Source organism: Mycolicibacterium wolinskyi str. Jessa 2025 (assembly GCF_049241375.1).
Classification (GTDB): Bacteria; Actinomycetota; Actinomycetes; order Mycobacteriales; family Mycobacteriaceae; genus Mycobacterium; species Mycobacterium wolinskyi.
The window spans coordinates 4157924-4171919 of record NZ_CP185960.1 but is presented as its reverse complement, the minus strand read 5'-3'; the positions used below and the strand labels follow the sequence as shown (position 1 = coordinate 4171919).

The following is a 13996-nucleotide window of genomic DNA, read 5'->3' as shown; positions in this document are numbered from 1 at the left end:
GAACACATACTGATTGGCCGCGGTCCTGGTGGGACCGCGGCCGCTCAGGGGGAACTTCCCTTGTGGGGAAGGCTGTTACAGCAGGCCGAGCTGCTGCAGGTTGGTGATGTACTTGACGATGATCGGCGCCGAGATGTGCGGGATGTCCTTGTCTGGCCCGATCTTGGCTTCCTGCACGGCAGCCCGGAACACGTCGGTCGGTGCGCCGGCACCGAGCATCGGATGTGACGGCTGCTGGTAGTTGTGCAGCAGCGGCAGCAACGATGCCTGACGTTGCTTGTCCGGCAAGGCGCGCAGCGCCGTCTCGAACCGCTCCAACCACGTGGCGTAGTCGTCGATCCGATGCACCGGGTAGCCCGCCTCGATCAGCCAGTCCACGAACTCGTCGAGGCCGATGCCGTCGTCGTAGGGGTTCATGACGTGGTAGGTCTCGAATCCCGTCGTGACGTGGGAGCCGAGCGTCGAGATCGCTTCGGCGACGAACTCGACCGGCAGCCCGTCGTAGTGCGCGCGTTGCCGGTTGCCAACCAATCCACCTGGGCCGTCGAGTTCGTAAAAGGACTTCGGCGCGATGCCGGTGGCGACGAGGCTCAGCATCATCCTGGTGAACATGTCGGGCAGGTTCAGTTGGCCGGAATACGTTGTGTCCGCGAGGATCATGTCGCAGCGGAACACCGAGACGGGCAGCCCGCAGAGGTCGTTGGCCTCGCGCAGCAGGACCTCGCCGGCCCACTTGCTGTTGCCGTAACCGTTGGCATAGGAATCGTCGACCTGACGCGTCGGGCTGATCACGCGAATGTCGGCGTCCTCGACGAACTCACCGGGCTTGATACCCCAGCCCACGCCGATCGTCGAGACGTAGACGAACGGCTTGATCTTGGTGGTGAGCGCGATGCGGATGAGTTCTGCGGTGCCGAGCGCATTGGGCCCGAACAGCTGGCTGTAGGGCAGCACGTGGTTGACGAGCGCGGCCGGGTCGACGATCAGGTCGACGGTGTCGGCCAGCCGCTGCCACGTGTCGTCGTCCAGCCCGAGGTTGGCCTCGCCCTTGTCGCCGGCGATGACCTCCAGGTGGTCGGCGGCCAATTCGCGGTAGTGCGCAAGCAGTTTCGGATCGCCGCTGTCGAACGTGGCGTCCAGGCGGGCGCGTGCGTCCTCATCACTGCGGGCGCGGACCAGGCAGATGAGCTTGCCGTCGACCAGGTCCATGCGCTCGAGCCATTCCAGGGCCAGATAACGGCCGAGGAATCCGGTGGCGCCGGTCAGCAGGACCGTGCGCACCTCGGTGCCGGCCTTCGGCAGGTTGGTGGCCTCGGCCAGCGTGGCCGCGTCGATGAACTTGTCGAGGGTCAGATCCCGTGCGTGTACCTCGGTCGCGTCGCGGCCGTGCACCGACGCGTAGGTCGGACGCTTCGAGCCGTGGCGTTCACCGTCGATGTAGGCGGCGATCCCGGCCAGATCGGTGGCCGGGCTGACGATCACGCCGACCGGCACGTCCACGTCGAAGATCTCGTGCAGCAGATTCGAGAAGGTCAACGCCGACAACGAATCTCCGCCCAGATCGGTGAAGTGCGCATCGGGCTGCAGGTCGTTCGCGGCAGCACCCAGCAGGGCGCCGGCGGCGCGGCTGACGGTGTCGATCACCGGTCCGGTGGCGCCGTTGCGGCGCAGTTCGCGCAGTTCGTTGGCCTGCCCTTCGGCGAGATCGGTGTAGAGCTGTTCGAGCCGATCGCCGTAGTGTGCCTTGAGTTTCGGCCGGGCCAGCTTCCGGATGCCGGTCAGCAGGCCGTTCTCCAGCGTGAAAGGCGTTGTCTCCACGATGAAGTCACGCGGGATCTCATACGACTGCAGACCGGCGGCACGCGCCGCATCCTGCAGGGAGTCGCTGATCGCGGCCTTCGGTGTGGCCGGGTCGGTCGGGACCACGACGGCCAGCAGGTACGGCCGGGCACTGTTGCCGTAGATGTAGATCTGGCGGACGAGCGGGCTGTCGCCGAACACCGCCTCCAGCTTGGACACCGTGACGAACTCGCCCTGCGACAGCTTGAGCACGTTGTTGCGTCGGTCCAGGTACTCGACCTGGTCCGGGCCGAGCTCGGCAACGATGTCGCCGGTGCGGTAGTAGCCGTCCTCGTCGAACATCTCGGCAGTGATGTCCGGACGCTTGTAATAGCCGGGGAACATTTGCTCGGACTTGACGAGCAACTCACCGCGCGGGTGCGGCCGGTCGGTGCGGAAGTAACCGAGATCGGGCACGTCGACCAGCTTGTAGTCGATCACCGGCGGGCGCTGGATGTGGCCGTCGACGAACACCGATCCGGCCTCGGTCGAGCCGTAGCCCTCCAGCAGATGCATGTCGAGCAGGGTTTCCACCCAGGTCTTCATCTCGGCGGAGATGGGTGCGGAGCCGGTGAGTGCGGACACGAACCGGCCGCCGAGCAGGTTGTCGCGCACCTCGGCCAGAACCTCGGCCTCCGAGCCTGCGCCGCGCTGGTCGACCCGGCTCTGATATTCACCGAACAGCATGTCCCAGATGCGGGGCACGAAGCTGAGCTGGGTGGGGCGGACCAGGGCGAGATCTTCGAGGAAGGTCGAGAGGTCGCTGCGCGCGGCGAAGTATGCGGTGCCGCCGGTGCTGATGGTGCCGTACAGGATGCCGCGGCCCATGACGTGGCTCATCGGCAGGAAATTCAGTGTGATCGCCGGCAGGACGGATTGCTTCTCGTCCCAGCTGGCCTTCGAGGCCATCCGCCACATGTTGGCGACCTTGCTTTCCGGGTACATGGCGCCCTTCGGCGTGCCGGTGCTCCCCGACGTGTAGATCAGCAATGTCAGCGGATCGGCTTGACCCGACACGTACAACGGAGCATCGGCGAGCGAGCGCCCGCGGTCCAGCACATCGGCCATCGTTTCGACGACGATGTCGGTCCCGGCCAGCTTGGCCTTGGCCGCCTCGAATGCCTCCCGCTGGTCGTCGACCTCGGGCCGGTAATCGAAGACCACCAGGCGCGCCGGTGCGGGCCCGGCTTGGATGAGTTCGACTGCGTCGTCGAGGAAGTCGACACTCGACGCGATCAGTTTGGGCTCGGTTTCGGCGACGATCGGGCGCAGCTGGGCAACCGGCGCGCTGGTCTGCAGCGGCACCGACACCGCGCCGAGCTCGATGAGCGCGACGTCGATGGTGGTGTAGTCCACGCTGGTGAAGCCGAGAATCGCGACGCGATCGCCGGGCTTGACCGGATGGTTGTGCCACGCGTTGGTCACGGCCTGGATCCGCCCACCGAGCTGGCGGTAGGTGATGGTCTCGAAGCGGGGCAGCAGTTCGGCCCGGGTGCGGCCGTTCGGTTCGGTGACGAGTTCGACGGCGCGCTGACCCAGCGCGGGGCGGTCGGCGTAGCCGGCCATGATCTCTTTGACGACGGCGGGCAGCCGGAGGTTCGGATTGTCGGCCGCCGCGGTCACGGCCTCGCTGGGCCTGGCCTCGGCGAACTGTTGATCGGTGCGGTAAAGGTCGGCGAGCCGGCGTTCGTAACGCTCTTCGCGTGTTTCGATCGACATAATTGGTCCCCTGAGCAAATCAACTTTTATGTGTCGGCGCTTCGCGGCGCCTATGAATTACTACGTTAGTAAAACTAAATATATTTCGAGATGCCAGTTCCGATGCTGCGAGATGCGTCACGCCCGCCGTGGCTGCTCGACTCTGCGGTGAAGGCGGGAGAATCCGAGGGGACCGCACCCTCACCGCAGAGTCGAAGCAGACCGTGCTCACAGCAGGCCGAGCTGCTTCAGGTTGGTGACGTACTGCACGATGACCGGAGCGGTGACGTGGGGGATGTCTTTGTCCGGCCCGATCTTGGCCTCCTGGACCGCGGCCCGGAACCGATCGGTCGGGGCCAGTGCGCCGAGGACCGGATGCTCCGGCTTCTGGTAGTTGTGCAGCAACGGGAGCAGCGAGGCCTGACGCTGCTTGTCCGGCAGTGCCCGCAGCGTGCTTTCGAAGCGCTGCAACCACTCGCGGTAGTCGGCGATGCGCTCGATGTGGTAACCCGCGTCGATCAGCCAGTCCACGAACTCGTCGAGGCCGATGCCGTCGTCGTAGGGGTTCATGACGTGATAGGTCTCGAATCCCGTCGTGACGTGGGAACCGAGCGTGGAGATGGCCTCGGCGATGAACTCCACGGGCAGTCCGTCGTAGTGCGCGCGTTGCCGGTTGCCGTCGGTGTCGAGTTCGTAAAAGGACTTCGGCGCGATGCCCGTGGCGACGAGGCTCAGCATCATCCTGGTGAACATGTCGGGCAGGTTGAGCTGGCCGGAATAGGTCGTGTCGGCCAGGATCATGTCGCAGCGGAACACCGAGACGGGCAGCCCGCAGAGGTCGTTGGCCTCACGCAGCAGCACCTCGCCGGCCCACTTGCTGTTGCCGTAACCGTTGGCGTAGCTGTCGTCGATCTTGCGAACCGGGCTCATCACGCGGACGTCGGCGTCTTCGACGAACCTGCCCGGTTCGATCTGATCGCCCACGCCGATGGTCGACACGTAGGTGTATGGCTTGATCTTCGTCGTCAACGCGATGCGGATCAGCTCTGCGGTGCAGAGCGCATTGGGCCCGAACAGCTCGCTGTAGGGCAACACGTGGTTGACGAGCGCGGCCGGGTCGACGATCAGATCGACGGTGTCGGCCAGCCGCTGCCACGTCTGCTTATCGAGGCCGAGGTCTGCCTCACCCTTGTCGCCGGCGATGACCTCCAGGTGGTCGGCGGCCAGATCGCGGTAGTGCGCAAGCAGTTTCGCGTCGCCGACATCGAACGTCGCGTCCAGGCGCGCTCGCGCGTCCGCGTCGGACTTCGCCCGCACGAGGCAGATCACCTTGCCGTCGACAAGGTCCATGCGCTCGAGCCATTCCAGGGCCAGATAGCGGCCGAGGAAGCCGGTCGCGCCGGTCAGCAGGACCGTACGGACCTCGGTGCCCGCCTTCGGCAAATGCGGTGCGGCCGCGAGCGACTGGCCGTCGATGAACTTGTCGAGCGTGAGGTCGGCCGCGGCCACCTCGGCCGTGTGCCTGCCGTGCACGGAGGCGAAACTCGGACGCTTGGTGCCTTGACGCGCCGACTCGATGAAGGTCGCGATGGCGGCCAAGTCGTTGGCCGGGCTGACGATCACGCCCACCGGCACGTCGACGTCGAAGATCTCCCGCAGCAGATTCCCGAAAGTCAACGCCGACAGCGAATCACCGCCCAGATCGGTGAAGTGCGCATCAGGCTGCAGATCACTCGCCGCCGCACCGAGCAGGGCGCCGGCCGCACGGCTCACCGTTTCCAGCACCGGGGCGTCGGCACCATTCGCGCGCAACGCGCGCAGTTCACTGGCCTGGCCATCGGCGAGATCTGCGTAGAGCTGCTCCAACCGGTCGGCGTAGTGTGCCTTCAGTTTCGGCCAGGCGAGTTTGCGGATACCGGTCAGCAGTCCGTTCTCGAGTGTGAAAGGTGTTGTCTCCACGATGAAGTCGCGTGGGATCTCATACGACTGCAGGTCCGCTTCACGCGCCACCTGCTGCAGTGACTCGGCGATCTGGCTCTTGAGCTCTGCCGGCTCGTAGCGGTTCACGGCGGTTTCGGTCGGCACGACGACCGCGAGCAGATAGGGCCGGGCGCTGTTGCCGTAGATGTAGATCTGGCGCACGAGCGGGCTGTTGCCGAACACCGCCTCCAGCTTGGCCAGTGTGACGAACTCGCCCTGCGCGAGCTTGAGCACGTTGTTCCGCCGGTCGACGTACTTCAGCTGATCGGGCCCGATTTCGGCCACGATGTCGCCCGTCCGGTAGAAGCCGTCCTCGTCGAAGACGCCTGCGGTGATCTCCGGGCGCTTGTAGTAGCCGGGGAACATGTTGTCGGTCTTGACCAGCAACTCGCCCCGCGGGTAGGGCTGATCGGTGCCGAAGTACCCCAGGTCCGGCACATCGACGAGTTTGTAGTCGATCACGGGCGGGCGCTGCACCTGGTCGTCGAAGAAGACCATGCCCGCCTCGGTCGAGCCGTAGCCCTCCAGCACATGGATGTCGAGGAACGTCTCCAGCCAGGCCTTGAGTTCGGGTGAGATGGGCGCCGAGCCGGTCATGGCCGAGATGAATCGGCCACCGAGCAGATTGTGCCGCAGGTCGTCCATGACCTCGGTCTCGACCGCGGCACGGTCGCCGTCGTCATGGAGGCGGGAGTCCACCCGGCTCTGGAACTCGCCGTGGATCATCTCCCAGACCCGCGGGACGAAGTTCAGTTCGGTGGGCCGGACCAACGCCAGGTCTTCGAGGAACGTCGAGAGGTCGCTGCGCGCGGCGAAGTAGCAGGTGCCGCCGGCCGCGAGTGATGCGTAGAGGATTCCGCGGCCCATCACGTGGCTCATCGGCATGAAGCTGAGGTTGATCGAGGCCGTCGTGGGGCCGAACCAGGCCTTGCTGTTGCGGCGCCAGAACCTCGCGACGGCGCTCTGCAGGTACATCGCCCCCTTGGGCGCGCCGGTGCTGCCGGAGGTATAGATCAGCAGTGCCAGCGGATCGGCCTCGTCGGACTGCGGGGCAGGCGCCTCGGGCAGGGCGCGGCCACGCTCTTCGAGGTCGGACAGGAGGTCGATGGCGACCGGGCTGCCCGCCGCGGCGAGCCGGGCTTTGGCGGCAGCGAGTGCGTCGCGATGGTCGTCGACCTCGGGATGATGGTCGAACACGATGAGTTGGGCCGGTGCATGGGCGGTCAGGGCCAGTTCGACGGCGTCGGCCACATAGTCGACGCTCGCCGCGATCACGCTCGGTTCGGTTTCGACGACGATGGGCGCCAGCGCGGCGGCCGACGAACTCGTCTGAAGAGGCACCGAAACCGCGCCGACCTGTCCGAGCGCGGTGTCGATCGCGGTGTAGTCGGCGCTGGTGAAGCCCAGGATGGCGACCCGGTCGCCGGGTGCGACACCCGACGCGTGTAGTGCCGCGGCAAGCGCGCTCACCCGACTCCACAGTTCGCCGTAGGTGATCGTGTCGAACCGGGGGAGAAGCCGCGCGGTCGTCCGCCCACTGGCCGGGTCGACGACGAACTCGACGGCCCGCTCACCGAGGGCGGGCCGGTCGGAATACCCCTTCAGTACGGTCCGGACGATCTGTGGCAATCGCAGCCCCGGTTTGTCGACTGCGGCAGTCACCGACTCGCTCGGGATGGCGGCAGCGAACTGCGGGTCGGTGGCGGTCAATTCTGCAATGCGGCGTTCCAGCCGCTCTTCACGCGTATCAGTCGACATCACAAAGTCCTCTTGGAAACAGCTAATTTTGAACGGCGCGACGCTGCGCCCAACGTCTACTACGTTAGTAAAACTAAACTTATTTCCAGATCTGCTGCCACGCGGCTGTCAATGTGCTGTGAATTCGGGCCGATCTCGAGCGGGATCGCAAATGTCCTGTTAGGCAGCCGAATTCGGTTGAACCGGATGGCGTCAGTGGATTGCCGGCACCGCCCCCGCCGGGCTCCGGCGCCCGGCTAGCGCCTCGACTGCCGCAACCGGATCGGGCACCGCGATCAGCAGATCGCGCGTCGCGGCTAACGCTGCCGGCGACGGCTCGACACCGCCCACCGCATCGGCAAAGTCCAGCAGGTGCACGGTGGCCTCCATCATTGCGACCTCGGCCACCACCGCAAGCGTGGTGCTGCCGACGATCGGATATCCGATGACGGTCTGCGCGGGACGAGACATCTCGGGCATCTGCCGCAGCCTGCTCGCGCACTCGGCGAACCGGGCGGCGGCGACCCGCGGTGTCAACGCCGACGCCTCGGACACCGCTCGGTCCGCGATCTGATCGGCCGTGGTGTTGGCAACGCCGTCCGGCTCGTTGAAGATCCGCAGCATCGCGGCAGCGTCGGTGACCGCCGCAGGCCCCGCCACGGTGGCGGCCGCGAGCGATTCGAACGTGGTCGGCTCCGGGCAGACGTGTGCCACGAGCGCCTCGACCTGCCACGGGACACACCGCGTGGCGGTGCGCCACTGCGCGTCGGTGAGTTCGGCGCACCGACGGCCCCAGCGTTCCCAGGCGTCGGCGAGCACATCGCGCAGTGTCACATCAGCGAGGCGCATTTCTCCAGCCTAAGAGCGTTACGCCTCGGTTCGGTGTGGGTACCCAGCCGTACGACAAAGGAGGCATCATGACCGAATTCGATACCCGTCGTGGCGGCAGGATGCGGATGCCGCGCAGCCGTGGCGCCGCGAGCGGGTTCCTGCTGTTGGTGCTCGGAATCTGGGGAGCGTTGATCCCCTTCATCGGACCGTACTTCGACTTCGCCTTCACCCCGGACCAGCCGTGGACCTGGACGATGGGGCGCGGTTGGCTCGAAGTGCTGCCTGGTGTCGCAGCTGCCGTCGGCGGACTGTTGCTGCTGGCCTCGGGTAACCGGGCGACCGCCATGCTCGGCGGCTGGCTCGCCGTGGCGGCCGGCGCCTGGTTCGTGATCGGTCGGGCATTGGCCGGACCGCTCGGCCTGGGCGACGCGGGCATGCCCGTCGCGGTCACCGAAGCCAAGCAGGTGTCACTCGAGTTGGCCTACTTCTCCGGCCTGGGTGCGCTGATCGTGTTCCTCGGTGCCATGGCGCTTGGTCGGTTGTCGATCCGCAGCATCCGTGACATCGAGTACGCGCAGCGGCCCGTCGTGACGGAGCCGGTGCCGGCAGCGGCCGTTCCGGCCGGCGATGCGGCGCCCACGACCGCGGTGCCCGCTGCGCCGAAGCGTCGCGGGCTGGGCGGCCTGTTCGGTCGGCGCCACACCCACGCGCACTAGAGGTCGCGCAGGATCAGCTCGAGCACATCGAGCCCTTCGATGAGCAGCTCGTCGCTGATCGTGAGCGGCGGCAGGAACCGCAGCACATTGCCGTAAGTGCCGCAGGACAACACGATCACCCCGGCGGTGTGGGCGCCCGCGCACAACGCCTTCGTCAGCTCGGCATCGGGTTCGGTGGTGCCGGGCTTGACGAGTTCCACGGCGATCATCGCGCCGCGTCCACGTACGTCGCCGATCCGGTCGTCCTCGGCCTGCAGGCGCCCCAGCCGGTCCTTCATCAGCTGCTCGATCTGCTGCGCCCGGGCGACGAGCCCGTCGGATTCGATGGTCTCGATAGTGGCAAGTGCGGCCGCACACGCGAGCGGGTTGCCGCCGTACGTGCCGCCGAGGCCCGACACGTGCGGCGAGTCCATGATCTCGGCGCGTCCGGTGACCGCCGACAGCGGCAGTCCGTCGGCGATGCCCTTCGCCGTGACGATGAGGTCGGGGTCGATGCCTTCGTGTTCGCAGGCGAACATCGCGCCGGTGCGGGCGAACCCGGTCTGCACTTCGTCGGCGATGAACACGACGTCGTTGCGACGACACCAGTCGAGGAGCGCGGGCAGGAATCCGTCGGCCGGGACGATGAAGCCGCCCTCGCCCTGGATCGGCTCGATGATGACCGCGGCCAGGTTGTCGGCGCCGATCTGCTTGTCGATCACGCTGATCGCGCGGCGCGCCGCGAGCTCACCGTCCGTGGCGAGTTCCTTGCCGAACTCGGCATCGCGGAACGGATAGGACAGGGGAGCGCGGTACACCTCGGGCGCGAATGGTCCGAAACCATGCTTGTAGGGCATCACCTTGGCGGTGAGCGCCATCGTGAGGTTGGTGCGGCCGTGGTAGGCGTGATCGAACGCGACGACGGCGGGTTTGTGGGTGTGTGAGCGGGCGATCTTGACGGCGTTCTCGACCGCTTCCGAACCCGAGTTGAACAAGGCCGAGCGTTTCTCGCCGCGCACCGGGGTGAGCCGGTTGAGGTGCTCGCAGACCGCCACATACTCCTCGTACGGCGTCACCATGAAGCACGTATGGGTGAAGTCGCCGGCCTGTGCGCGCACCGCCTCGACGACTCGTGGCGAGGCGTTGCCGATCGTGGTGACGGCGATGCCGGAGCCGAGGTCGATCAGCCGGTTGCCGTCGACGTCCTCGACGATGCCGCCACCGGCCCGCGCGGCGTAGACCGGCATGGTGGTGCCGACCCCGCGGGCGACGGCCGTGGTCTTACGGTCGATGAGGGCCTGGGAGTTCGGGCCGGGGATGGCGGTGGCCAGGTGACGGCTCTGTTCTAGATGGCTCAACACTGACTCCTGCGAACGGACGGCGGCGCGGTGAGATGGAGCGCGTTTCGAGCCTAGTCGCCACCGTTCGGCATCAATCGGTTTTGCCTTCGATCATGATTAGGCACCGGCCAGGCATGGCGATTAGTGTCGCTAACAGCTGCTCAAGGAGACGGGGCCCTCGGCGCTGCGCTGGGGCAATGGCAGACTGGACAACTACGAGGTGTTGGGCCCGCGCGTCCGGACACCGTATATACGACTCGAAACGAAAGACAGTGCTGCCATGGATCTGGTCATCTTCCTGCCCCTGCTGATCATCATGGGCGCATTTATGTTCTTTGCGTCGCGCCGGCAGAAGAAGGCGATGCAGGCCACCATCGACCTGCACAACTCGCTGCAGATCGGCGACCGGATCCACACCACGTCCGGTCTGCAGGGCACCATCACCGGCATCACCGACGACAACATCGATCTGGAGATCGCTCCCGGGGTCGTCACCACCTGGATGAAGCTCGCGGTCCGGGACCGCATCGAGTCCGACACCGACGATTCCTATGACGACGATGACGCGACTCCCGCGGCCACCGAGCTGACCGAAAGCACCGGTGTGACCGACACGGACGGTCTGAAGAAAGACTGACAGCAGACCACACAGGACAAGCACGTACCCTTTGCGGTGCTGACGAACTGATCTCAAGGAGACCTAAGCAACGTGGCATCGTCTTCGGCGCCGGTGCACCCTGCCCGCTACCTGACGCTCTTTCTGGTGCTGCTTGTCGGCGTCTACCTACTGGTGTTCCTGACCGGTGACAAGCAGGCCAAACCCAAACTCGGCATCGACCTGCAGGGCGGTACCCGGGTCACGCTGACCGCGCGCACCCCGGACGGCTCGGCGCCCACCAGGGAAGCCCTGAACCAGGCCCAGCAGATCATCAGTGCCCGCGTCGACGGCCTTGGTGTGTCCGGCTCAGAGGTCGTCATCGACGGCGACAACCTGGTCATCACCGTGCCGGGCAACGACGGCAACGAGGCGCGCAACCTCGGACAGACCGCCCGCCTGTACGTGCGGCCCGTGATCCACGCGATGGCGGCCAAACCGCCCGCCGCGGACAACGGCCAACCGCCGGCCGGAGCACCCGCGGCGCCAGGCGCACCCGGTGCGCCCGGCGGACTTCCCGGCCTGCCGGGCGGCCTGCCCGGAATGCCGGGGATGCCAGGCCTGCCCGGGATGCCACCGATCCAGCCGCCGCCGGGAGCCCCGCAGGAAGCGCCGCCCGCGGGATCGCTGCCCGCCGAGGCACCGCCCGCCGGCGAGCAACCGGCACCGCAACCTCGGCCCTACCCGCTGGAGCCGGCACCCGGTGAGCCGACCCCGGCCCCGGCACCCGGTGAACCGGCACCCGCACCGGGTGAAGCGCCTGCCCCCGCACCCGGCTCGCCCGCACCCGATGCGCCGAAGCCGAATGAACCGAAAGCCGATCTGGCGCAACGGATTGCCGATGAGAAGCAGCTGCGGCAGAGCACCGACCCGTCGATCCAGATCCTGGCCCTGCAGTTCCAGGCCACGCGCTGTGGTGAGGACGATGTGCTGGCCGGCAACGACGACCCCAACCTGCCGCTGATCACGTGCTCGACGGACGGGCAGACGGTCTACCTGCTCAACAAGTCGATCATGAGCGGCGAAGAGATCCAGAACGCCACGTCCGGCCTGGACCAGCAGCAGGGCCAGTACGTCGTCGACGTCGAGTTCAAGAGCGGCGGCGCCAAGACATGGGCGGACTTCACCGCCGCGAACGTCGGCACCCAGACGGCGTTCACACTGGACTCGAAGGTCGTCAGCGCCCCCGAGATCCGTGAAGCCATACCGGGCGGAAACACTCAGATCACCGGCAACTTCACCGCCGATTCGGCGCGCGAACTGGCCAACGTGCTCAAGTACGGCTCGCTGCCGCTGTCCTTCGAATCCTCGGAGGCCGAAACGGTTTCGGCGACGCTGGGCCTGTCGTCACTGCGGGCCGGCCTAATCGCCGGTGCGATCGGGCTCGCGGCCGTGCTGCTGTACTCGCTGCTGTACTACCGCGTTCTGGGCCTGCTCGTCGCGCTGTCCCTCGTCGCTTCCGGCGCAGTGGTCTACGCGATTCTCGTGCTGCTCGGCAGGTACATCGGCTACACGCTCGACCTGGCCGGTATCGCCGGTCTGATCATCGGTATCGGTACAACGGCGGACTCGTTCGTGGTGTTCTTCGAACGCATCAAAGACGAGATACGCGAAGGGCGTTCGTTCCGGTCGGCGGTGCCGCGAGGCTGGGCGCGTGCCCGCAAGACCATCGTGTCGGGTAACGCGGTCACCTTCCTGGCCGCCGCGGTGTTGTACTTCCTGGCGATCGGCCAGGTGAAGGGCTTCGCGTTCACGCTGGGCTTGACCACGATCCTCGACCTTGTCGTGGTGTTCCTGGTGACCTGGCCGTTGGTGTACCTGGCGTCCAAGTCGCCGACGATGGCCAAACCGGGACTGAACGGACTCGGCGCGGTGCAGCAGATCGCGCGGGAGCGCCGGGAGGCTTCGCATGCGACCGCGGGACGGGGATAAACAGATGGCCGCCAAGAACACAAAAGCAACCGAAACCGACACCACCGACACCGCAGTGGAAGCGCCAGGCATCGAGTCGACCGCGGCACTGCCCAAGCACGGATTCTTCGTCCGCCTCTACACCGGAACCGGCGCGTTCGAGGTCATCGGCCGCCGCAAGCTCTGGTACACGGTCAGCGGGATCATCGTCGCGATCTCGATCGCGGCCATGGTGTTGCGCGGCTTCACCTTCGGCATCGACTTCGAGGGCGGCACCAAGGTGTCGATGCCGACGGCCGGTGCTCAGGGCACCATCACCGTGCAGCAGGTCGAAGACGTCTTCAACAAGACGCTCGGTCGCGCGCCGGAATCCGTCGTGACGGTGGGTAGCGGCGGCTCGGCCACGGTGCAGATCCGCTCGGAGACGCTGTCCAACGAGGAAGCCGAGAAGCTGCGCACCGCGCTGTTCGACGCCTTCCAGCCGAAGGGCAGCGACGGGCAGCCGAGCAAGCAGGTGATCAGCGACTCCGCGGTGTCGGAAACGTGGGGCGGGCAGATCACCCAGAAGGCATTGATCGCGCTGGTGGTGTTCCTGGTCCTCGCGGCCATCTACATCACCTGGCGCTATGAGCGCTACATGGCCATCGCCGCGCTGGCGACATTGGTGTTCGACCTCGTCGTCACCGCTGGTGTCTACGCACTGGTGGGATTCGAGGTCACGCCTGCCACCGTGATCGGCCTGCTGACGATTCTCGGTTTCTCGCTGTACGACACCGTGATCGTGTTCGACAAGGTCGAGGAGAACACCAACGGCTTCGAGCACACGACCCGGCGAACGTTCGCCGAGCAGGCCAACCTCGCGGTCAACCAGACGTTCATGCGATCGATCAACACGAGCCTCATCTCGGTGCTGCCCATCGTGGCGTTGATCGTCGTGGCGGTCTGGCTGCTCGGTGTCGGCACCTTGATGGACCTGGCGTTGGTTCAGCTCGTCGGCGTCATCGTGGGCACCTACTCGTCGATCTACTTCGCGACCCCGCTGCTGGTGTCGCTGCGCGAACGCACCGAGCTGGTGCGCAAGCACACCCGGAAGGTGCTCAATCGCAGGCAGCCGGGCAAGGCCGGTGCGACGAAGTCGGCCCAGCCGGCCACCGCCGAGTCGGACGACGTCGAGGACTCCGACAGCGAGCCGGTCAGCGCCGGAGCCGGTCAGCCCGCCGCGGCCAAGCCCGCACCGGGAGCACGTCCGTCGCGGCCGTCGACGTCGAAGACAGGTCGTCCGTCCGGTAAACGAACCACCCGGCGGTAAA

At 66.5% G+C, this 13996-nt stretch carries 8 protein-coding genes; 4 read left to right on the top strand and 4 right to left on the bottom strand.

From position 1 onward, the window contains the following. Positions 1-75: 75 nt before the first annotated feature. From car (ACOI2T_RS20465) to ACOI2T_RS20455, 3 genes are all read right to left on the bottom strand, one after another. Entirely contained in the window at positions 76-3558 is a 3483-nt protein-coding gene (car, locus tag ACOI2T_RS20465; RefSeq protein ID WP_409505647.1) for a carboxylic acid reductase, read from the bottom strand. A gap of 207 nt (positions 3559-3765) precedes the next feature. Next, on the bottom strand, positions 3766-7275 hold the full coding sequence (gene car / locus ACOI2T_RS20460; protein WP_409505648.1) for a carboxylic acid reductase: 3510 nt from the start codon (positions 7273-7275) through the stop codon (positions 3766-3768). Positions 7276-7467: 192 nt separating this feature from the next. Then, positions 7468-8103, bottom strand: coding sequence for a maleylpyruvate isomerase N-terminal domain-containing protein (locus ACOI2T_RS20455; RefSeq protein ID WP_409505649.1), 636 nt, complete (start codon positions 8101-8103; stop codon positions 7468-7470). A gap of 68 nt (positions 8104-8171) precedes the next feature. Between ACOI2T_RS20455 and ACOI2T_RS20450 the strand changes: the two genes are divergently transcribed. Then, on the top strand, positions 8172-8801 hold the full coding sequence (locus tag ACOI2T_RS20450) for a hypothetical protein (RefSeq protein WP_409505650.1): 630 nt from the start codon (positions 8172-8174) through the stop codon (positions 8799-8801). On the opposite strand, the gene gabT is transcribed toward ACOI2T_RS20450, so the two are convergent. After that, positions 8798-10138: a 4-aminobutyrate--2-oxoglutarate transaminase gene (gene gabT, locus ACOI2T_RS20445; RefSeq protein ID WP_409505651.1), complete on the bottom strand. Its 1341-nt coding sequence runs from the start codon at positions 10136-10138 to the stop codon at positions 8798-8800. The two genes, ACOI2T_RS20450 and gabT, sit on opposite strands and share 4 nt — an antisense overlap. Before the next feature lie 262 nt (positions 10139-10400). Between gabT and yajC the strand changes: the two genes are divergently transcribed. The 3 genes from yajC to secF all read left to right on the top strand — a co-directional run bounded on the left by yajC (position 10401) and on the right by secF (position 13995). Further along, the gene (gene yajC / locus ACOI2T_RS20440) at positions 10401-10757 is read left to right on the top strand and encodes a preprotein translocase subunit YajC (protein ID WP_067844979.1); all 357 of its coding nucleotides are present in this window, start codon (positions 10401-10403) and stop codon (positions 10755-10757) included. Between the two features lie 72 nt (positions 10758-10829). Continuing rightward, the gene (secD, locus tag ACOI2T_RS20435) at positions 10830-12707 is read left to right on the top strand and encodes a protein translocase subunit SecD (RefSeq protein WP_409505652.1); all 1878 of its coding nucleotides are present in this window, start codon (positions 10830-10832) and stop codon (positions 12705-12707) included. A 4-nt stretch (positions 12708-12711) separates the two neighbouring features. Then, positions 12712-13995, top strand: a complete 1284-nt coding sequence (secF, locus tag ACOI2T_RS20430; RefSeq protein ID WP_409505653.1) for a protein translocase subunit SecF — start codon at positions 12712-12714, stop codon at positions 13993-13995. The last annotated feature ends 1 nt before the right edge of the window (position 13996 follow it).

Excerpts from the sequence above, each read along its gene's own strand:
- yajC (WP_067844979.1), top strand. The coding sequence starts at position 10,401 with ATGGATCTGGTCATCTTCCTGCCCCTGCTGATCATCATGGGCGCATTT.
- secF (WP_409505653.1), top strand. The coding sequence starts at position 12,712 with ATGGCCGCCAAGAACACAAAAGCAACCGAAACCGACACCACCGACACC.
- car (WP_409505648.1), bottom strand. The coding sequence starts at position 7,275 with ATGTCGACTGATACGCGTGAAGAGCGGCTGGAACGCCGCATTGCAGAA.
- car (WP_409505647.1), bottom strand. The coding sequence starts at position 3,558 with ATGTCGATCGAAACACGCGAAGAGCGTTACGAACGCCGGCTCGCCGAC.
- ACOI2T_RS20455 (WP_409505649.1), bottom strand. The coding sequence starts at position 8,103 with ATGCGCCTCGCTGATGTGACACTGCGCGATGTGCTCGCCGACGCCTGG.
- ACOI2T_RS20450 (WP_409505650.1), top strand. The coding sequence starts at position 8,172 with ATGACCGAATTCGATACCCGTCGTGGCGGCAGGATGCGGATGCCGCGC.